Here is an 18849-nt window from a genome sequence, read left to right on the forward strand (position 1 = left end):
CCTGCTCCTGCCGAACGAGCTGCGGGCAATTCCGCACCCCTTCAGGAGGCCTGCCTTGCCCCGCTGGATCGTCGCGCTGTCCCTCGGCGCGCTCGTCTTCTACACCGACGACTACGTGATCGCCGGTGTCCTCCCGGAGATCGCCACCGATCTGGCGGTTTCCGAAGGCACCGCGGGCCAGCTGGTGACGGTGTTCTCGGTGACGGTCGCGCTGGCAGCACCGGTCGCCGCGATCGCGGCGGCCCACGTGCGACGGCGCACGCTGCTGACCGCCGCGGCGGCGGTCTTCACCCTCGCCAACGCCCTCGCGGCCACGGCAACCGGCTTCGAAGCCCTGCTCGTCCTGCGCGTGGTCGCGGCACTGGCGGCGGCCGCCGCCACCCCCGCGCTGTTCAGCCTCGCCGCTCAACTCGCCCCGCCGGAGCGCATCGGCCGCTACGTCGCAGCCGTGGCCTTCGGGGTGACCGGAGCGATCGCGCTCGGCGTTCCGGCCGGAACGTGGATCGGCGGTGCCCTGAGCTGGCGAGCGACGTTCATGACGATGGCCATCGCCGGAGCGCTGATCACCACCGGGTTCGCCACCCAACTGCCCGGGCGCACCAACAGCTCGCCCGCGCTCTCGCTGCGGTCGCAGCTGACGATCCTGCTGCGGCCCGCGATCTCCCTCGGCCTGGCCGCGAACGTGACGCTCATGCTCGGCTCGATGATGCTGCTGACCTACCTGGCCCCGTTCACCGCGGCGCTGTCCACCGCCGACATCAGCGCGCGCGGGGCCTTGTTCGCGTTCTCCGGCGTCGCGGGCATGGTGGGCATCTGGGCGGGTGGGATCGCCACGGACAAGTGGGGCCCTGTGCGCACTCTGGCAGCGGGCATCGGCGTGTTCATCCTGACCGTGGTCGTGCTGGCGGCACTGTGGACGGTCCGCCCGGTGCCCGTCCTGGCGCTGCTGCCCGTCGTGGCGCTGCAGGGCGCTGCGGCGTTTTGGACCTCACCGGCGATCCAGGCGCGGCTGCACCAGCTCGCCGGTCCGGTCTCCGCGCAGGCCCTGGCGATGAACACCTCCGGCACCTACCTGGGAGCCGCCCTCGGCGGCGTCGTCGGAGGCCTGGCCATCGACACTTCCGGCCCCGGACCGCTGCCGGTCATCGCCGGTGCGGCGGGACTGGTGGCGCTCGTCCTGCTGCTGCTCACCGCACGCGGACACGCCCCCGAACCGGGAAGGACGCGAGCCGACCACCGCTCACATCGTTGATGCCCCGGACACGAGGTCGAGCGGACCGGACCGCACGCCCCAGGCGGTCCCCGCCATCGGGACCGGGGACAATGAGAACAACCCGTCCGCCCACCTGGAGCACATCAGCGTTGTCCCACACCGACCTCACCCCGGCCGAGCTCGGCCTGCGCGCCGACTGCGGCAGCTGCTCCGGGCTGTGCTGCGTGGCTCTGCCCTTCTCCGCCTCCGCGGGCTTCGCCGTGGACAAGGACGCCGGCACGCCGTGCACCAACCTGCTCGCCGACTTCAGCTGCGGCATCCACGCCCACCTGCGCGAACGGGGCTTCTCCGGGTGCACGGTCTTCGACTGCTTCGGCGCCGGGCAGAAGGTCTCCCAGCTGACCTTCGGCGGCCGCGACTGGCGGCAGGAGCCGCGGCGCGCCGGGCAGATGTTCACCGCCTTCGCCGTGATGCGCCAGCTGCACGAACTGCTGTGGTACCTGGCCGACGCGCTGACCCGACCGGCCGCCGCACCGGTGCACGAGGACCTGCGCCGGGCGCTGCGCGAGACCGACGCGCTCACCCGCGGGGCCGCCGAGGAGGTGACCGCCGTCGATGTCGCCGCGGTGCGCCAGGACATCAACACCCTGCTGGTGCGCACCAGCGAACTGGTCCGCGCCGAGGTCGGCGGCCGCACCAAGAACCATCGAGGCGCCGACCTCATCGGCGCCTCGATGCGCAGCGCGCGGCTGCGGGGGGCGAACCTGCGCGGAGCGCTGCTCATCGCCGCCGACCTGCGCGGGGCGGATCTGCGCTCGGCCGATGTCATCGGCGCGGACTTCCGCGACACCGATCTGCGCGGTGCCGACCTCACCGATGCCCTCTTCCTCACCCAGGCCCAGGTCAACGCTGCCAAGGGCGACGCGGCCACGGTGATCCCCGCTGGACTGGACCGGCCCGCGCACTGGTGATCAGGCCTCGGCCGGGCGCAGCAGCACGACCGCGACGACGGCCAGTCCGGTCAGCACCACCGCGCCGATGCCGCCCACGACGTTGATCCCGCTGGTGAAGGCCTCGCGAGCGGCGTCGAGCAGGCCGGTGGAGTGCGTTCCTTCCAGCGCGACGACATCGGCGAGAGTTTCCCCGGCCTGGCCCGGCGCGTTCGCCATCTGCGCCTGGTAGATGGCCGTGACGAGCGTGCCCATCACCGCCACGCCGAGCCCGACACCGAGCTCCCCGCTGGTCTCCGACAGCGCCGCGGCCGCTCCGGCGCGCTCCGGTGGCGCGCTGCCCACGACCAGATCGGTGGTCAGCACACCCATCGGGCTCAACCCGGCGGTCACCAGGGCCGTGGCGATCACCACCGCGGGCACACTGCTGCCGTCGAGGGCGATGAACAGCACGAATCCGGCCACCGAGAGCACCGCACCTGCCGCGATCGCCCGCGCCGGTCCCCACCACCGCGCCACCACGGGCGCCACCAGCGAGGCGCCCGCCGCGGTGATGGCCACCGCGGTCAGCCACATCCCGGTCCGCAGCGGCGAGAGCCCGGCGACACCCTGCAGGAACTGCGGCACCAGGTAGAACACGCCGTTGACCACCAGCAGCCCCATCAGCAGCAGCACCAGCGCCACGCTGAAGGTGCGGTTGCCGAACAGGCTCACGTCCACCAGCGGATCGCTCATGCGCCGCTGCCGCCGCACGAAGACGACCCCGGCGACCGCACCGGCCGCCAGCGCCAACAGCGGCACGAGGCCGGGACCGCGGTGCGCGAGCTCCTTGAACCCGTAGACCAGCGGCACGATCGTCAGCAACGACAGCAGCACGCTGAGCGGATCCAGCCGGCCGGCGCTCTCCGGACGGTGTTCGGGCAGCAGCCACGGCCCGAGCAGCAGCACCAGCACCATGACCGGCACGGCGAGCAGGAACACCGAGCCCCACCAGAACGCCTCCAGCAGGACTCCGCCGATCAGCGGGCCGGCCGCCACCCCGGCGGTGAACGTCGTCATCCACACCGCGATCGCCACCGACCGCTGGGCGGGATCGGTGAACATGGTGCGGATCAGCGCCAGGGTGGAGGGCATCAGCGTCGCCCCGGTGATCCCCAGCAGCGCGCGAGCGGCGATGAGCAGCTCCGCGGTGGGAGCGAACGCGGCCAGCACCGAGGCCGCGGCGAACGCGGCCGAACCGATCAGCAGCAGCCTGCGGCGGCCGATCCGGTCGCCCAGCGTGCCCATCGTGACCAGGAACCCGGCGATGAGGAACCCGTAGGCATCCATGATCCACAGCGCCTGGGTGCTGCTCGGCCGCAGGTCCGCGCTCAGGTGCGGCGCGGCGAGGTAGAGGACGCTGACATCCATGGCCAGCACCAGCAGCGGAAGTGCGAGCACGGCCAGTCCGGCCCACTCCCGCGCTCCGGCGCGACTCCGTCGCTTCTCTTCGGGAATCATGCCCCGATCGTCAGACTTCGACCTTGCTGGAAGTCAAGGGAATTCCCGCACCGCCCGGCGCGTTCGGCGGCTGCCCGGGCCGGGAGCACCGCGCCGCAGCGTGCCTGGCAAGATCGCCGAGTGCGCTTCTACGCCGACCTGCACATCCACTCGAAGTACTCCCGCGCCTGCAGCAAGGACTGCGACATCGAGCACCTGACCTGGTGGGCGCGCCGCAAGGGCATCACCCTGGTCGGCACCGGCGACGTCACCCACCCCGCCTGGTTCGCCCACCTGCGCGAAGTCCTCGAACCCGCCGAACCGGGCCTGTTCCGGCTGCGCGCGGAGCTGGACCGGGAGATGACGCGCGGCATGCCCGCCAACTGCGAGGGCCCGGTGCGGTTCATGCTCTCGGTGGAGATATCCACGATCTACAAGTACGGCGAGCGCACACGCAAGGTCCACCACCTGTGCTACCTGCCCGACTTCGCCGCCGCCGAGGAGTTCAACCGGCGTCTGGGCCGCATCGGCAACCTCGGTTCCGATGGCCGCCCGATCCTGGGCCTGGATTCCCGCGACCTGCTGGAGATCACCCTGGAATCCGGCGACGGCGCCTACCTGGTGCCCGCCCACATCTGGACCCCGTGGTTCGCGGTGCTGGGCTCCAAGGCCGGGTTCGACGCCATCGAGGACTGCTACCGCGACCTGGCCGGGCACATCTTCGCCCTGGAGACCGGGCTCTCCTCGGACCCGGAGATGAACTGGCGCATCTCCGCCCTGGACAAGTACACGCTGGTCAGCCATTCCGACGCGCACTCCCCGCCGATGCTGGGCCGGGAGGCCACCGTCTTCGACACCGACCTGGACTACTTCGCGGTCAAACGCGCGCTGGAGACCGGTGACGGTTTCGCGGGCACCGTCGAGTTCTTCCCGGAGGAGGGCAAGTACCACCTCGACGGGCACCGCAAGTGCCAGGTGCGGCTGGAACCGGGCCAGACCCGCGCGCACGGCGGGGACTGCCCGGGCTGCGGCAAGCCGCTCACCGTCGGCGTGCTGCACCGAGTCGAGGCCCTGGCCGACCGCCCCGCGGGCATCCGGCCCGCGGGCGCGGCGGAGTTCCGCAATCTCATCCCGCTGCCGGAGATCGTCGGCGAAGTCCTGGGCGTGGGCCCGAAGAGCAAGAAGGTCTTCGGGCGCATCAGCGACCTCACCGCCGCGCACGGCCCGGAACTGGGAATTCTGCAGGACGTGCCGCTCGACGAACTGCGCCGCACCGACGCAGCGGTGGCCGAAGCCGTCGAGCGGCTGCGCGGCGGGCAGGTGCTGCGCGACCCCGGCTACGACGGCGAGTACGGCACGATCCGGCTCTTCCAGCCCGCCGAGCTCGCCCGCCTGCGCCACGGCGACGCGCCGGCGTTATTCGACGACGCCCTGTTCACCCCGGCACCCGAACCTCTCGCCGCGCCCGTCGCCGCACCGGTCGCGACCACTGCTGAAGCACGGCGACCGGCCCTTCCGGCCACCAGCGGCGAAGGGGTGCTCGCCGGTCTGGACCCCGACCAGCGCGCCGCCGCGGCGATCCCTGGCGGGCCGCTGCTGATCGTGGCCGGCCCCGGCACCGGCAAGACCCGTACCGTCACCCACCGGCTGGCGCACCTGGTGCTGGAGCGCGACGTCGACCCGGCCGAATGCCTGGCCATCACCTTCACCCGCCGCGCCGCCGAGGAGATGACCGAACGCCTCGGACACCTCATCGGCGAACCCGCCCGGCACCTGACCGTGGCCACCTTCCACTCCTTCGGTCTGCAAGTGCTGCGCGAACAACACGAGCACCTCGGACTGCCCGCCGAGTTCGGCCTGGCCGACGCCGCCCGCCGCCACCAGATCCTCACCACCCTCACCGGCGACGAGCGCAGTGCTCGGCAGGCTTCCCCGCAGCTGTCTCTCGCGCGCCGCACCGGCGCTCCCGACCCGCTGCTGGCCGACTACCTCGCCGCACTGCGCGAGGCCGGCCTGGTCGACTTCGACGACCTGGTCGCGCTGACCGTCGAGCTGCTCACCGACCGCCCTGACATCGCCGAGCACTACCAGCGGCGCTACCGGTGGATCACCGTCGACGAGTACCAGGACGTCGACGAACTGCAGTACCGGCTGCTGCGGCTGCTCGCCCCGGCCGGGGCGAACCTGACCGCCATCGGCGACCCCGACCAGGCGATCTACTCCTTCCGCGGCGCCGACGTCGGCTTCTTCCTGCGCTTCGAGCAGGACTACGCCGGAGCTCCGGTGCTGGCCCTGACCCGCAACTACCGCAGCGGCGCGCACATCCTGGACGGCGCGCTGCGCGCCATCGCACCGTCCACACTGGTCGCCGACCGCGCGCTGCACGCCGCCGCACCGCGCGAAGCCCACCGCATCACCGGGCACCGCGCCTGCGATGAACGCGCTGAGGCGGCATTCGTGGCGCGCACCGTCGACCAGCTCATCGGCGGCGCGTCCTTCCACTCCCTGGACAGCGGTCGCGTCACCGGCGACGGGCCAGGCGGGATCGGGTTCAACGACATCGCCGTGCTCTACCGCACCGACGCGCAGTCCCGCGCAGTCCTGGAGGAGCTGACCCGCTGCGGGCTGCCGGTGCAGAAACGCTCCCACGACCGCCTGTCAGCCCGACCCGGTGTCGAGTTGCTGGTGCGCGAGCTCCTGCACGTCGCCGACCGCACGGGCCCGGTCACCGACCAGCTGCGCGCGGCCGCGAAAACCGTCGCCGGTACCGTGCCCGACGACCAGCGCCCCGACATCCACACCGCCGCGGAGCTGTTGAGCCCGCTGGCGCAGCGCTGCGGCCAGGACGTGCAGCTGTTCTGCCGGGAAGTGCTGCTGGGCGCCGAGGTCGACACCCTGGACCCGCGCGCCGAGGCGATCTCCCTGCTGACCCTGCACGCCGCCAAGGGCCTGGAGTTCCCGGTAGTGTTCCTCATCGGCTGCGAGAACGGCCTGCTGCCGCTGCGCTGGCCCGGCACCGAACCCACCGAAGCCGACATCGCCGAGGAACGCCGCCTGTTCTTCGTCGGCATGACCCGCGCCCAGGACCACCTCTACCTCACCCACGCGGCCCGCCGCACCATCCGCGGCAGCACCCAGGACCGCTCCCGCTCGCCGTTCCTGGACGGCCTCGGCGAGTTGGTGACCGAAGCCGAAACCCCCGCCCGCCGCCAACGACCGGCCCAGCTGTCCCTGCTGTGAACCCGTACCGCGTTCACCGGCCAGCGGCCAGCACTGCCGCGAGACCTTCTCGCAGGTCCTTGACGAAATGCTCGGGAACCTCCAGCGACGGGAAGTGCCCACCGCGCTCGGGCGACCTCCACCGGACGATCTGCCGGTACCGCTCCTGGGCCCAGGGGCGCGGGCACTTCTCGATGTCGCGGGGGTACATGGTGATCGCCGACGGGATGTCGACCCGGAGTTCGGGGTCCAGCGAGTTGTGGCTCTCGTAGTAGATCCGGGCCGCCGATGCACCGGTCCGCGTCAGCCAGTACAGGGTGACGTCGTCGAGAACCCTGTCCGTGGAAATCGTCTCGAACGGGCTGTCCTCGGTGTCCGACCACTCGGCGAACTTGTCGAGGATCCAGGCGAGGAGCCCGACCGGCGAGTCGACGAGCGAGTAACCGATGGTCTGCGGCCGGGTCGCCTGCTGCTTCGCGTACGCCGCGCGGTGGCGCCAGAAATGGCGGGTCTGCTCGGCCCATTCGCGCTCGACCGGCGTCAGCCCGTCCGTTGTCAGCCCGGGCGGCCCCTCCGCGAACGTCGTGTGGATGCCGAGCACGTGCGCCGGGAACCTGCCGCCGAGGACCGTGGTGATATTTCCTCCCCAGTCGCCGCCGTGGGCCGCGAACCTGTCGTAGCCGAGGCGTCCCATCAGTTCCACCCACGCGGCCGCGATCTTTTCGGTTCCCCACCCGGTGGTGGCCGGCTTGTCGCTGTAGCCGAAGCCGGGTAGCGACGGAACCACGACGTGGAACGCCGGTGCGTCTGCATCTTCCGGATCTGCCAGTTCGTCGACCACATCGATGAACTCGGCAATGCTGCCCGGCCAGCCGTGCGTCAAGACCAGCGGAGTGGCATCTGCGCGCGCGGAGCGGCGGTGCAGGAAGTGGATTCCCAGATCGTCGATGGTCGTGCGGAACTGGCCGATCCGGTTGAGGCGCTCTTCGAACGACCGCCACTCGTACCCGGTGCGCCAGTAGTTCACGACATCGACGAGGTCGGCGAGAGGAACGCCCTGTGCCCACCGGCCAGGGCCGGGCGCAGCACCGCAGACCGTCTCGGCCTCCGGCAGCCGCGCCGCGGCTAGACGCGCGCGCAGATCGTCGAGGTCGGCGTCGGTCGCGCGGGATTCGAATGCTTGCACGTCGTCGGTCGGGCGGGGCATGAGACCTCCTGGCCATCGCGGAACCGGCTACGACCTGCTGAGAACCGGCTTAGGTGGTTCTAGCATGTGCGCACGCCAGCGTGCAACCGGCTAAGGTGGTTCCATGCGTGCTGGGTTCCCCGACTTTCGCCTCGGTAGCGTGCTGGCCACCAGCTTCACGGCGACTCTGACGGAGCGGTGCGGCAACGCCGTGGAGCGCATTCCCACACCGCAGCGACTCGTCGACTGGCTGGCGGTGAACGACCTGGCCGTGGACTCCTGCACCACCGCCCAGCTCGAACTCGCTCGGGAACTGAGGGAGTCGATCCACGCCGCCGCGACAGCGGCCGCGATCCAGGACGCCCTGCCCGCATCTGCACTCCGGGTCATCAATGACCGCAGCGCTGAAGGGCGGGCCGCTGCGGTCCTGACTCCCGAGGGCACGCGGCAGTGGCGGCTCAGCCCGGCTTCCTGCGTGGAAGACGCCCTCGGCGTGATCGCCGCCGATGCGATCAGCATCATCGCGGGCGAACGGGACGGAAAACTGGCCCTGTGCGCATCACCGACCTGCCGAGCCGCCTTCTTCGACACCAGTCAGAGCCGCTCCCGCAAGTGGTGCGACATGAACACGTGCGGGAACCGACAGAAGAAGGCGCGCTTCAACGCCAACCAGCGCAAGAACGCGACCGCCGCACGGCCGGGCGTCAACTGACCCGGCTTGCTCGGGAGCAGGAAACCGCTCTGCGGCACGGGCGGCGGTCGCCGACTACGCCGACGCGTGATCGGGCGACGTCAGCGGCGAGGTGGCCCGCGCGCCGCACATGACATGATCGGGCGATGCGAGCTCTGACGATCATCACCGGTGGTAGCCGGGGCATCGGCGCGGCCACCGCGCTGTGGCTGGCCCGGGCCGGGCACGACCTCGTGCTCTGCTACCGCGGCAACCGCGACGGCGCCGAGGAGGTCGCCGAGCAGGCCACCGCGCACGGCGGACGTTGCGTCCCGGTGCAGGCCGATGTCAGCCGCGAGTCCGATGTGGAGCGGCTCTTCGACGCGGCCGCCGAGCTGGGGACGGTCACCGGGCTGGTCAACAACGCCGGGCTGACCGCGCACATCGCCGATCTCGCCGACACCCCGGTCGAGGCGATCCGGCGGGTCATCGACGTCAACTACCTCGGCACCGTGCTGTGCTCGAGGCGCGCCGCGCAGGTGATGTCGACCCGGCGCGGTGGTTCGGGCGGGGCGATCGTCAACGTCTCCTCCAGCGGCGCGACCCTGGGCTCCCCGCACGAGTACGTCCACTACGCGGGCGCCAAGGCCGCGGTGGACGCCTTCACCGTCGGACTGGCCAAGGAGCTCGCCCAGGACGGGGTGCGGGTCAACGCGGTGGCACCCGGCCTCGTGCGCACCGACATCCACGCCGGTGCCGGGGCTCCCGAGCGCATCGACACCGCCGTGTCGCGCGTGCCGGTGGGGCGAGCCGGGGAACCCGAGGAGATCGCGCCGGCCATCGGGTGGCTGCTGAGCCCGGAGGCGACCTACACCAGCGGGGCCGTGCTGCGCGTCGCCGGCGGGCTGTGAGCGCCGAAAACCTGTTGTCGTGCGCCTTAAGCTGATGGGCGTGGGTGAATCGCTACTGGTCAACTTCGTCTACTGCCACCCGGTGGGGCACGCCGTGGAGGCGCTGCAGTACGCCCTGGGGTACCGGCGGGCCGATCCGGACCGGCGCATCGGCGTGGTGCTCAACTCCGCGACCGCGGTGCAGCTGGCCGACTGGTGCGACGCCGTCGACGAGGTGTACACAGTGGACATCGACGTGTTCGAGCCCGGCGACGCCGGGATGCTGGCGCACGTCCCGGCCGAGTGGGACTGGGTGGTCGACGACCCGCGCGGCCACCAGAGCTGGCAGCACCAGTTCTTCCCCGGCCTGCAGCGCTACTACGAGCTCTCCGCGCAGCACTTCCGCACCACGCGCGGGCACACGCAGGTCGGTGCGCCCCGGCCGTCCTACCAGCGCCGCAACCAGCTGGAGCTGGCACTGCCGCAGGAGTCCCGCGACTGGGCCGCGCAGCTGCTGCCCGAGCACGACGGCCCGACGATCGCGGTGCTGCCCGGTGGCAGCGCCGAACGCTGGCGCTACCCGTCGCTGGCGTCGTGGCAGCGCGTCCTGGATGCCTTCGCGCAGCGCTGGCCGCAGGTCCGGTTCTGCCTGACCGGCAAGCACGCCGAGGACGGCCGCACCAGCACCGGGTTCACCCGCGCCGAGTTCGAGGCCCTGGCCGAGGTGGCGCCGCAGGTGGTGTGGGCGGTCGACGTGCCGCTGGAGCGGCAGCTGGCGGCGTTGCAGCGCTGCGAGATGCTGCTCTCGCCGCACACCGGGTTCGCCTTCGCCGCGATGGCCGCGGGCACCCCGTGGCTGACCCTGGCGGGAAACGACTGGGCCGAGTACTACTTCAACCCCGGTGTGCCGTTCCACTCGGTGCTGCCCGATCTGCAGCGCTTCCCCTGCTACCTGATGCTGGGCAACACGCCCGATCCCGTCGACGACGACGGTCCCCGCGCCCCGAGCATGTCGGCCGAGCGAATCGGAGCCGACCTGCCCGAGCTCCTCGACGGCGCGGCCAGACTGCTGGCGGGCCTGGATTTCGAGACCGCGATGCGCGAGCACGCTGCTCGCGTGCACGCGCTCTTCGGCGGCCGCCGTGAGCTGCTGTACTCGGTGGACGGTCTGCTGGCCGACTACCTGCCCGCCGAAGAACCGGCGTGACGGGTCACGGCGTGCGGAAGCCGCGGAAGGTCACCTTTTTGCGGGTGTCGAAGCCGAGCCCCTCGTAGAGGGCCATCGCGCCGGTGTTGTCCTCGGCCACGTGCAGGAAGGGACGGTCACCGCGGGCGGTGATGCGCGCGATGAGGGCGCGGACCAGACGGGCGGCGTGTCCTCGCCCGCGCGCCTCCGGTGCCGTGCACACCGCGCTGATCTCGGTCCAGCCCGCCGGCCGCAACCGTTCGCCCGCCATCGCCACCAGCTCGCCGTGCTCGCGGATGCCGAGGTAGGTGCCGAGTTCGCGGGTCCGCGTCCAGAAGGGACCCGGTTTCGCCCGCTCGGCGAGGGCGAGCATCTCCGGCACGCTGTCCGGGCCCAGTTCGATCACGTCGTCGTCGTGGTCGGGCCGGCGGCCGGTGTAGATCATCTGGCGGCCTTCGAGCTCGAAAACCGGCTCCCAGTCAGGTGGTGGGATGGCCGGGCTGCTGAACATGTCGGCGAACTCGCCGCTGCCGAGCAACCGGGCGAGGTCGGTCCATTCCTGCGGTCCCGGATCGGCGGCGATCGCGGAGAAGGTCGCCACCGCGGGCGGGAAGGTGAGAGCGGCGCCGAACCGGCGGGCGAGGTGCGCGTGGTGACCGCGCAGCGAGCTGCGCACCGGGTCGTCGAGTGCCCTGGTGTCGCGGTTGACCATCGTGCTGCCCCTCGTGTCGTGCCGGCTGCCGCCATTGTCCTCGCCGGGCGCGCTAGAGTGACGTGAAGCCGCTCTCAGCTCCGGCCGGATCCGGCACCCGGTCTCCCCGTCGTCTCAGGCGGAATCAATCCCCTCGGTTCGTCCTCATCACTGGTGCACCGGGAGGGTGTCGTGGCAGAACGTTTCGTGGTCATCACGGGAGGCCCGGGAGCGGGCAAGACGACGGTGGTGGAGCGGCTGGCGGCCGCCGGGTACGCCCACGCGCCGGAGGCGGGGCGCGCGGTGATCACCGATCAGCTGGCCGTCGGCGGTCGCGGGCTGCCGTGGCAGGACCCGGAGCTGTTCGCCGAGCTGATGCTGGCCTGGGACCTGCGCTCCTACCGCCAGGCCGAGCGCGCCGCCGGGCCGGTGCTCTTCGACCGCGGCCTGCCCGATCTCATCGGTTACCTGCGCCTGACCGGCCTGCCCGTTCCGGCGCACGTGCAGGAAGCGGCCCGCCGCTTCCGCTACCGCACCCGAGTCCTCATCGCCCCGCCGTGGCAGCAGATCTACTGCCAGGACGACCAGCGCCGCCAGTCCTTCGCCGAAGCCGAGAGCACCTACCACCACGTGGCCGCCGCCTACACCGACTGCGGTTACGAACTCGTCCACCTCCCGCGCTCCACTGTGGAACAGCGGGTGCAGTTCGTCCGCGCTGAGCTGGCGGGCTGAGCGCGCGCTCCGGGAGCGGGTCAGGTGCGCTCCGCCGCGCCGTAGAGCTCGGTGAGCAGGCGGGTGGCGCGGTCGGCGAGGGGGTGCGGGTCGTCGCGCCACCAGATCAGGCGGACCGGGATCGGCGCGGCGTCGCGCACGGGGCGGAACACCACTCCTGGCCGGGGGTACTGGGTGACGGTGCTCTCGGCGGTGATGCCGACGCAGCGGCCGATGGCGATCACGGTCAGCCAGTCGTCGACGTCGAGGGTGTACTCCACGGCCGGGCGCTTCTCCGGCGGCCACAGGTCGGTGGTCGTGCTCCCCGAACGCCGGTCGATGACCACGGTCCGGTCGCTGATCTCGGCCAGGCGCACGAAGCGGCGCCGCGCCCACGGGTCGTCGGCGGCGACGGCGAGGTGGCGCCGTTCGAGCCCGACGATCACGCCGCCGAAGCGCCGCTGGTCGGGTTCGGTGCGCACCACGGCGATGTCGCAGGCGCCTTCGGCCAGCCCGCCGGTGGCGGAGTTGGTGCGCACCAGCTGCAGCTCGGTCTCCGGGAACAACCGCGCCCAGCGGCGCTGGAACTGCAGGGTGTGGCGGCCCATCGCCGACCAGGCGTAGCCGATGCGCAGGTGGCTGTGCCCGGTGGTGGCTTCGCGCACCAGGTCGTCGGTTTCGGCCAGGATGCGGCGGGCGCGGGCGATCACCCGGGTGCCCGCCGCGGTGGGGGCGACTTCGCGGCTGGTGCGCCGCAGCAGCCGCACGCCGAGCGCGGTCTCCAGGCTCGCCAGGGTGCGCGAGACCGCTGCCTGCGAGACGCCGAGGTCGATGGCGGCGTCGGTGAAGGTGCCCGAGTCGACGATGGCGACCAGGCAGCGCAGCTGCCGCAACTCCACATCCATAACCCGAGCGTATCGCTGCGGCCGCACATGCATTTTGCGAATGCGTCGGGAAGGCGCAGGCTCGCCGCATGCAGACCACGACAGCTCCCGCGCACGACCCGGTGAAGGCCGGCCGCGGTGCGGGTTTCGCGATGCTGCTCGGCAGCGGGTTGTCCAACCAGCTGGGTGCGGCGATCGGATCGATGGCGTTCCCGGTGATCGGCCCGGCCGGGGTGGTGGCCGTGCGGCAGTGGATCGCCGCGGTGCTGCTGCTGGGTGTCGGACGGCCGAGGCTGCGGGCGTTCACGTTGCCGCAGTGGCGGTTGGTGCTGTCGCTGGCGGCGGTGTTCGCGACGATGAACCTCTCGCTCTACGCCGCTATCGACCGCATCGGGCTCGGGCTGGCGGTGACGCTGGAGTTCCTCGGTCCCCTGGCAGTGGCGCTGGCCGGGTCGCGGCGGTGGCTGGACCTGGGCTGTGCGGTGATCGCCGCGGCCGGGGTGGTCGTGCTGACCCGCCCGCAGCCCAGCACCGATTACGTCGGCATCGGGTTGGCGCTGCTGGCGGCGGTGTGCTGGGCCGGTTACATCCTGCTCAACCGCGCGGTGGGCCGGAAGCTGCCGGGCGCGCAGGGTTCGGCGGCGGCCGCCGGGATCTCCGGACTGGTGTTCGTGCCGGTCGGTGTGCTGGTGCTGCTGCACAACCCGCCGACCGCCGGTGCTCTGCTGTGCGCGGCGGGTGCGGGTCTGCTGGCCTCGGCGGTGCCGTTCCTGGTGGATCTGCTGGCGTTGCGGCGGATTCCGGCTGCCGCGTTCGGTGTCTTCATGAGCGTCAACCCGGTGCTGGCCGCGGGTGTCGGCGTGGTGGTGCTGGGCGAGTCGCTGCAGGTGGTGCAGTGGTTGAGCATCGCGGCGATCGTGGCCGCCAACGCCGTCAGCGTCACCTCGGGCCTGCGCCGCGGAAACAATTTGGAGTCGACTCCAAAAATGGAGTAGAGTCCATTCTCGTGACCGAGGGATTGCGGGAGCGCAAGAAGCGCCGGACGCGGCAGCACATCAGCGGGGTGGCCACCGCGCTGTTCGTGCAGCGGGGTTTCGACCAGGTCACCATCGCCGAGGTCGCCGCCGCGGCGGAGGTGTCGGTCAACACCGTCTACAACTACTTCCCCACCAAGGAAGATCTCGTCCTGCCGCCCGAGCAGGCCTCCCCGCAGCGGCTCGCCGACATCGTGCGGGCCCGGCCTGCCGGGCAGTCAGCGGCCGGGGCGGTGCTCGAGCAGCTGCGCGCGGAGGTGGCCCAGCGGGACCGCAAGCTCGGCTTGTCGCCGGGATTCGGCCCGGTGCTGGCCATGATGCGCGCCGCGCCCACGCTGCTGGCCCGCTTGGAGGCGCTGGGCGGGCAGATGACCGAGGCGTTGGCCGAGGTGCTCGCCGAGGAAACCGGTGCCGAGGCCGCAGATCCGCTGCCGCGCGTGGTGGCCCACCAGCTCGGCGGTCTGCATTCGCTGGTCTACGCCGAGCTCGGCGCGCGCCTGGCCGCAGGCGCACAGCCCGAAGAACTGGCCGAGGCCGCAACGAGGCTGCTGGAAGCCATCGAGCGCGCACTGAGCGACAACGTGCTCGACTACGCCATCAGAGAGGACCGGACGTGTTCCGAGTGACCATCCGCGGGAAGTTCGACGGCATCAGCGAAGCGGGCCGCGAGCAGGTGCGCGCCGCTGCCGGTGCCGCGTTCACCGAAGCGGGCGCCTTCACCCACGACGCGAGCGTCTCGGTGTTCACCTTCCGCTGCCAGGTGCCCGCCGGCGACGATGACGACGAGAAGGTGGCGACCCGCCGCGCGCTGGCCGCGCTGGAGGCCCACGGCCACCCGCACCAGGTCCTGCGCGTGGCGGTGACCGACATGCGCCAGATCAAGATCCGCCGCAAGACCGGCAAGAGCTGACGGATCCGGGCAGCCCGGTTTCAGGCACGGATGCCGCCGAGGATCGTCGCGACGAGGCTGTCCAGGAATTCCGCGGCCACCTCGAGAGGTTCGTCGACGTCGGGCTGCAGCAGGCGGGGCAGCACGACGTCGTAGCAGGCGCCGACGAGCAGCGTCGCTGCCGCGCGGGTGTCGGCTCCGGCGCGGATGCGGCCGTGCTGCTGTTCGGCGTCGAGATAGGCGGTCAGGGTCTGGCGCAGGTCGTCGCCCTTTTTCGACCGGGGCCAGCCGTTGAACCGGGCCAGCACCTTGGGCTGGCCCAGCAGACCGGCGAACGCGGGCAGGATCCGCTCGTGCAGGTCGAGGATGTGCCGCAGGTAGCCGGCGAGGCTGGCCTCCAGCACGCCTTCGCCGGGCCGCGGCGGCTCCGGCAGATCCCGCTCGGCCGCTTCGATGTGCGCCAGCAGCGCGTGCGCGAGCAGTTCTTCCTTGTCAGCGAAGTAGTTGTAGAGCACTCCGTCGGCGACCTGAGCCTCCCGCGCGATGGCGCGCACGGTCAGCTTGTCGGTGCGGCGCTGGGCGATGAGCCGCTCGGCGACGCCGATCAGGTGATCGCGCAGATCGGGACTGCTGCTGTCCCGGAGCGCGGCTGCGGTGCGCGGCACCTGCTCTCCCCTCGCGGAGTGGTTCTCACGTGCGGATCCGGGTGTTCTGGAAGGTCCGGAACAACCACCGCCCATCCTGCCGGACGGCGACTTTGGTCTGGATGGAGAGGTCCTCGGTGCGGCATTCCTGCGCGCCGGGCTGCAGGACGCAGTTGCCGCTGTTGATGATCACGGCCAGGTCGTCGGAGATGAACTGCACGCTGCGCTCCCGAGGCGCCGACATCCGGGTGCCGGCCATGAAGGTGTCGAAGCCCTGCTGCAGGCTCTCGGCGATGGCGGTGCGTCCGCGCAGGTGGCCGCCCATCACATCGACGAAGTCGGCGTCCTCGGTGAAGGTCGCGGCGAAGGCCGTCCCGTCCACACCCCACGCCAGCACCTGCTGCTGCTCGAGCTGGTCCAATGCCGCCCTGTCCGCGTCCCGGGTCATGCGAGCCACCATCCCACCGTTGTGAACGACTGTTCATGAACGTGCGTTCACGCTATTGGGGTGGCGGGTCGCCGTCAAGCGGTGATCCGCACTCCCCCGCCGGCGAGCTCGTCCGATCAGATCAACCGGCTGCTCCGCGAGGAGCGAAACCCCCGTGTTGATCCACGAATGCCCGGGTCGGGTGCCTAGGGTCGGCGGACCGGCACCAGGTGGGCCCCGGCCGAGAGCTGCCGGCGCCTGGTCCCGCGCCGGAACCGACTGACGGGAGCGCTCGATGATCAACAGACGATGGCACGCAGTGGCCGCCGCGATCGCCGCCGCGGGGCTCGCCCTCAGCGCACCGGCGGCGGTCCAGGCGGCAGAGCCGGCTCCGGCGGCGAAACCGAAGACGATGCTGCTGGTGCACGGCTACAACCCGGATCCGCCCACCAAGTGCAACGTCTCGACCTGGGACGAAGCCCTGGCCTACTACCAGGAATCAGGCGGCCGGGACCGCTCCACCATGCGCACGATCGGCTACTACGCGGGCGATGCGGAGTACTGCGACGACGTGATCGGCGACGGCAAGGCCACTCGCGAGCGCCCCATCCAGGACATCGCCAAGGACTTCGCCAACCACATCTACGAGAAGTACACCAGCAAGGGCGAGGAGGTGGACATCGTCGCGCACTCGATGGGCGGCCTGATCACCCGCGTCGCGGTGCTGGGCACGCGCGAGGGCTGGAGCGGTTTCCCGCCGAAGGTGGCGGTGGAGGACATCGTCACGCTCGGCACCCCGCACCAGGGTCTGATCAACGGGTGCGGCGACCCCGATGCGGACCCGAACGACAAGTGCACCCGGCAGTGGAACCAGATGACCCCGAAGGACGAGGGCGGTTCCGGGTTCATCGAGAAGCTGCACGAGTCCGCGCCGGGCCGCGACGACCGCGGGCTGGACGATCCGTGGGCCGCCGGGATCGACTGGAGCCTCGTGGGCTCGATCGAGGACGAGACGGTCTCGTACTACTCGGGCATCGACAAGGGCTACTTCGCGCACCAGAAGTACGGCTACGACGAGAACATCACCGCCGGCTGCTCGGACCCGAACGTCAGCCACGGCAACCTCCGCCAGCTCAAGGGCGCGGGCGGCTTCTGCCTGCGGTACTGGCACCACGGCGCCGACGGTGGTCCTTACACCACCGAGAATGGCTGGTCACCGCTGAAGGTCGCCTTCAAGGCCGCCACCTACAAGGGCGACGATCTCCCCCGGTGAACCCCGGTCGGTGGCGCGGAAGTTCCCGCGCCACCGACCGTTTCGTCACCGTGACGAAGTCGATCAGGATCGCCACATGGACAGATCACGCGCTGTGGTGGTCTCCGAAACCGCGTCGAAACGCCGGATCCGGCCTTGCTCGCCGAACCGGGGCCAGCCGGGATCACCGGTGGTCGCGAAGGAGACCCACGCCCCGTGCATCTCCTTCGCCAAGTCCGCCGGCGGCTCATCCCGACCGAGCAGGGCCTGCGGGCCGCGCAACACCGGCAGGTCGAGCAGGTCGAAGACGAACGGGAGCTCGACCGAGTGCGCCGCGCCGAGCTGGCCGTCCACAGCAGACGATCGCCAGGCGAACTCGTAGACGTGCGCGTTGCCGTGGGCTTCTGCCAGCCTGCGCCCTCCCGCGGTGAACATGGCATCGCCGAGGATCGCCGACCGCAGCTCACCGTCACCAGCGCCTGGCCGCTGCGCGCGGTAGGCGGCGATCAGCGCCTCGGGGTTGCGGTGCACACGGGCGGCGAGTTCGCGGACGTCATCGGCGGTCGAGGTCACGAGGGTGCCCTGCGGCGCGAGGTAGAGGTTGCCCTCCTCGGCGTTGGAGCCCACGAGCAGGTCCACCTCGGCCAGGTCGCTGTCGGCGGGCTGGCGCTCCAGAACCACGTCGAACGGGGTCAGGCCGACGAGCGGGTCGAACTCCTCCGCGGTCTGCAGATCCAGGCCGGTGAGCCCGGGCATGATCTCCACCAGCCGTTCGTCCGGCACGGAATCGAACCCGGCCAGGTTCGGTTCGACGCCGAGCACGTATGCCGCAGCGCGTGTCACCACCGCTGCCTGCTCCGGTGAGAACGCGCCGAGGCCGTTGCCGCTCTGCACGATCGCGCGGCGGAACAGCCCGCTCGCCGCGGGTTCGGCCAGCAGTGCGGCGACCAGCGTGGCACCCGCGGACTGGCCGAACAGCGTGACGTTGCCGGGATCGCCGCCGAAGGCTTCGATGTTGTCGCGCACCCACCGCAAGGCGGCGATGACATCGAGCAGGCCGCGGTTGCGCGGAGCGCCGGGCACGTCGAGGAAACCGGTGATGCCCAGCCGGTAGTTGAGCGTCACCAGCACCACGTCGTCGCGGGCGAAGGCGGTGCCGTCGTAGAGCGGTGAGCGGGTCGAGCCGGAGACGAATCCGCCGCCGTGCACGAACACCATCACCGGCCGGTGCCGGGCATCTTGCGGGGCCCAGACGTTGGCGGTGAGGAACTCCTCACCGCGGACCCACCCGGGTCCGAAGAACGGTGACATGTCCAGCGCCGCGAACCCGCCCCGGTTCGGTTGCGGCGCGGTCGGCCCCGGCCGGGTGGCGTCGCGGATCTCCGTCCAGCCCGGGTGCGGGGCCGGAGCGGCGAACCGGCCGGGCGGGCTGGCGTAGGGGATGTTGAGGAATCGCCGCACACCGTCACCGGTGCTGCCGCGGAGCGCTCCGGCGGTGGTGGTCACGATGGACTCGGACACGGG

18 protein-coding genes are annotated in these 18849 nt (G+C 71.4%); 11 read left to right on the forward strand and 7 right to left on the reverse strand.

All coding sequences use genetic code 11. The features are described 5' to 3' along the window. Window positions 1–55: 55 nt before the first annotated feature. Complete coding sequence (locus ATL45_RS32050) at window positions 56–1252, forward strand: MFS transporter (RefSeq protein ID WP_093145997.1); 1197 nt, start codon at window positions 56–58, stop codon at window positions 1250–1252. A gap of 110 nt (window positions 1253–1362) precedes the next feature. Beyond that, a complete protein-coding gene (locus ATL45_RS32055) occupies window positions 1363–2184 on the forward strand; it encodes a pentapeptide repeat-containing protein (protein WP_246025673.1) in 822 nt (273 codons plus the stop codon). On the opposite strand, the gene ATL45_RS32060 is transcribed toward ATL45_RS32055, so the two are convergent. Further along, window positions 2185–3663 carry an MFS transporter gene (locus ATL45_RS32060; protein WP_093145995.1) on the reverse strand — a complete coding sequence of 493 codons (1479 nt, stop codon included), beginning with the start codon at window positions 3661–3663 and terminating at the stop codon, window positions 2185–2187. 120 nt (window positions 3664–3783) lie between these two features. On the opposite strand from ATL45_RS32060, the gene ATL45_RS32065 reads away from it, so the two are divergent. After that, a complete protein-coding gene (locus ATL45_RS32065) occupies window positions 3784–6882 on the forward strand; it encodes a UvrD-helicase domain-containing protein (protein WP_093145994.1) in 3099 nt (1032 codons plus the stop codon). A 13-nt stretch (window positions 6883–6895) separates the two neighbouring features. Here ATL45_RS32065 and ATL45_RS32070 read toward each other — a convergent pair whose 3' ends face one another. Continuing rightward, window positions 6896–8068: an epoxide hydrolase family protein gene (locus tag ATL45_RS32070; RefSeq protein WP_093145993.1), complete on the reverse strand. Its 1173-nt coding sequence runs from the start codon at window positions 8066–8068 to the stop codon at window positions 6896–6898. A gap of 103 nt (window positions 8069–8171) precedes the next feature. Here ATL45_RS32070 and ATL45_RS32075 point away from each other — a divergent pair, with 103 nt between their 5' ends. From ATL45_RS32075 to ATL45_RS32085, 3 genes are all read left to right on the forward strand, one after another. Then, window positions 8172–8759: a CGNR zinc finger domain-containing protein gene (locus ATL45_RS32075; protein WP_093145992.1), complete on the forward strand. Its 588-nt coding sequence runs from the start codon at window positions 8172–8174 to the stop codon at window positions 8757–8759. A 125-nt stretch (window positions 8760–8884) separates the two neighbouring features. Continuing rightward, entirely contained in the window at window positions 8885–9628 is a 744-nt protein-coding gene (locus tag ATL45_RS32080) for an SDR family oxidoreductase (RefSeq protein WP_093145991.1), read from the forward strand. A 40-nt stretch (window positions 9629–9668) separates the two neighbouring features. After that, entirely contained in the window at window positions 9669–10814 is a 1146-nt protein-coding gene (locus ATL45_RS32085; protein ID WP_246025674.1) for a glycosyltransferase family 9 protein, read from the forward strand. 4 nt (window positions 10815–10818) lie between these two features. Here the strand turns inward: ATL45_RS32085 and ATL45_RS32090 are convergent, their stop codons facing one another. After that, on the reverse strand, window positions 10819–11505 hold the full coding sequence (locus ATL45_RS32090; protein ID WP_093145989.1) for a GNAT family N-acetyltransferase: 687 nt from the start codon (window positions 11503–11505) through the stop codon (window positions 10819–10821). Between the two features lie 171 nt (window positions 11506–11676). On the opposite strand from ATL45_RS32090, the gene ATL45_RS32095 reads away from it, so the two are divergent. After that, window positions 11677–12216, forward strand: coding sequence for an AAA family ATPase (locus ATL45_RS32095; protein WP_093147212.1), 540 nt, complete (start codon window positions 11677–11679; stop codon window positions 12214–12216). Between the two features lie 20 nt (window positions 12217–12236). On the opposite strand, the gene ATL45_RS32100 is transcribed toward ATL45_RS32095, so the two are convergent. Next, the gene (locus ATL45_RS32100; RefSeq protein WP_093145988.1) at window positions 12237–13100 is read right to left on the reverse strand and encodes a LysR family transcriptional regulator; all 864 of its coding nucleotides are present in this window, start codon (window positions 13098–13100) and stop codon (window positions 12237–12239) included. 68 nt (window positions 13101–13168) lie between these two features. Here ATL45_RS32100 and ATL45_RS32105 point away from each other — a divergent pair, with 68 nt between their 5' ends. The 3 genes from ATL45_RS32105 to ATL45_RS32115 are packed head-to-tail and all read left to right on the forward strand — an operon-like array spanning window position 13169 to window position 15023. Then, window positions 13169–14074 carry an EamA family transporter gene (locus tag ATL45_RS32105; RefSeq protein WP_093145987.1) on the forward strand — a complete coding sequence of 302 codons (906 nt, stop codon included), beginning with the start codon at window positions 13169–13171 and terminating at the stop codon, window positions 14072–14074. A gap of 11 nt (window positions 14075–14085) precedes the next feature. Beyond that, on the forward strand, window positions 14086–14739 hold the full coding sequence (locus ATL45_RS32110; protein WP_093145986.1) for a TetR/AcrR family transcriptional regulator: 654 nt from the start codon (window positions 14086–14088) through the stop codon (window positions 14737–14739). After that, window positions 14727–15023, forward strand: coding sequence for a DUF6204 family protein (locus ATL45_RS32115; protein ID WP_093145985.1), 297 nt, complete (start codon window positions 14727–14729; stop codon window positions 15021–15023). Before ATL45_RS32110 ends, ATL45_RS32115 begins: the two co-directional genes overlap by 13 nt. A 20-nt stretch (window positions 15024–15043) precedes the next feature. Here the strand turns inward: ATL45_RS32115 and ATL45_RS32120 are convergent, their stop codons facing one another. Both ATL45_RS32120 and ATL45_RS32125 read right to left on the reverse strand, forming a co-directional pair. Beyond that, complete coding sequence (locus tag ATL45_RS32120; protein WP_246025675.1) at window positions 15044–15667, reverse strand: TetR/AcrR family transcriptional regulator; 624 nt, start codon at window positions 15665–15667, stop codon at window positions 15044–15046. A gap of 25 nt (window positions 15668–15692) precedes the next feature. Then, window positions 15693–16094, reverse strand: coding sequence for an SgcJ/EcaC family oxidoreductase (locus ATL45_RS32125; RefSeq protein WP_093145983.1), 402 nt, complete (start codon window positions 16092–16094; stop codon window positions 15693–15695). Window positions 16095–16368: 274 nt separating this feature from the next. Between ATL45_RS32125 and ATL45_RS32130 the strand changes: the two genes are divergently transcribed. Continuing rightward, window positions 16369–17346 (forward strand): esterase/lipase family protein, encoded by a 978-nt coding sequence (locus ATL45_RS32130; protein ID WP_093145982.1) that lies wholly within the window; start codon window positions 16369–16371, stop codon window positions 17344–17346. Between the two features lie 63 nt (window positions 17347–17409). On the opposite strand, the gene ATL45_RS32135 is transcribed toward ATL45_RS32130, so the two are convergent. Beyond that, on the reverse strand, window positions 17410–18846 hold the full coding sequence (locus tag ATL45_RS32135) for a carboxylesterase/lipase family protein (protein ID WP_093145981.1): 1437 nt from the start codon (window positions 18844–18846) through the stop codon (window positions 17410–17412). Window positions 18847–18849: the final 3 nt, after the last annotated feature.

It is taken from the genome of Saccharopolyspora antimicrobica (assembly GCF_003635025.1).
GTDB lineage: Bacteria > Actinomycetota > Actinomycetes > Mycobacteriales > Pseudonocardiaceae > Saccharopolyspora > Saccharopolyspora antimicrobica.

What these genes read in the sequence shown, in the direction of transcription:
- ATL45_RS32070 (WP_093145993.1), bottom strand. Translation starts at nt 8,068, where the DNA reads ATGCCCCGCCCGACCGACGACGTGCAAGCATTCGAATCCCGCGCGACC.
- ATL45_RS32130 (WP_093145982.1), top strand. Translation starts at nt 16,369, where the DNA reads ATGATCAACAGACGATGGCACGCAGTGGCCGCCGCGATCGCCGCCGCG.
- ATL45_RS32080 (WP_093145991.1), top strand. Translation starts at nt 8,885, where the DNA reads ATGCGAGCTCTGACGATCATCACCGGTGGTAGCCGGGGCATCGGCGCG.
- ATL45_RS32075 (WP_093145992.1), top strand. Translation starts at nt 8,172, where the DNA reads ATGCGTGCTGGGTTCCCCGACTTTCGCCTCGGTAGCGTGCTGGCCACC.
- ATL45_RS32090 (WP_093145989.1), bottom strand. Translation starts at nt 11,505, where the DNA reads ATGGTCAACCGCGACACCAGGGCACTCGACGACCCGGTGCGCAGCTCG.
- ATL45_RS32105 (WP_093145987.1), top strand. Translation starts at nt 13,169, where the DNA reads ATGCAGACCACGACAGCTCCCGCGCACGACCCGGTGAAGGCCGGCCGC.
- ATL45_RS32060 (WP_093145995.1), bottom strand. Translation starts at nt 3,663, where the DNA reads ATGATTCCCGAAGAGAAGCGACGGAGTCGCGCCGGAGCGCGGGAGTGG.
- ATL45_RS32125 (WP_093145983.1), bottom strand. Translation starts at nt 16,094, where the DNA reads ATGACCCGGGACGCGGACAGGGCGGCATTGGACCAGCTCGAGCAGCAG.
- ATL45_RS32100 (WP_093145988.1), bottom strand. Translation starts at nt 13,100, where the DNA reads ATGGATGTGGAGTTGCGGCAGCTGCGCTGCCTGGTCGCCATCGTCGAC.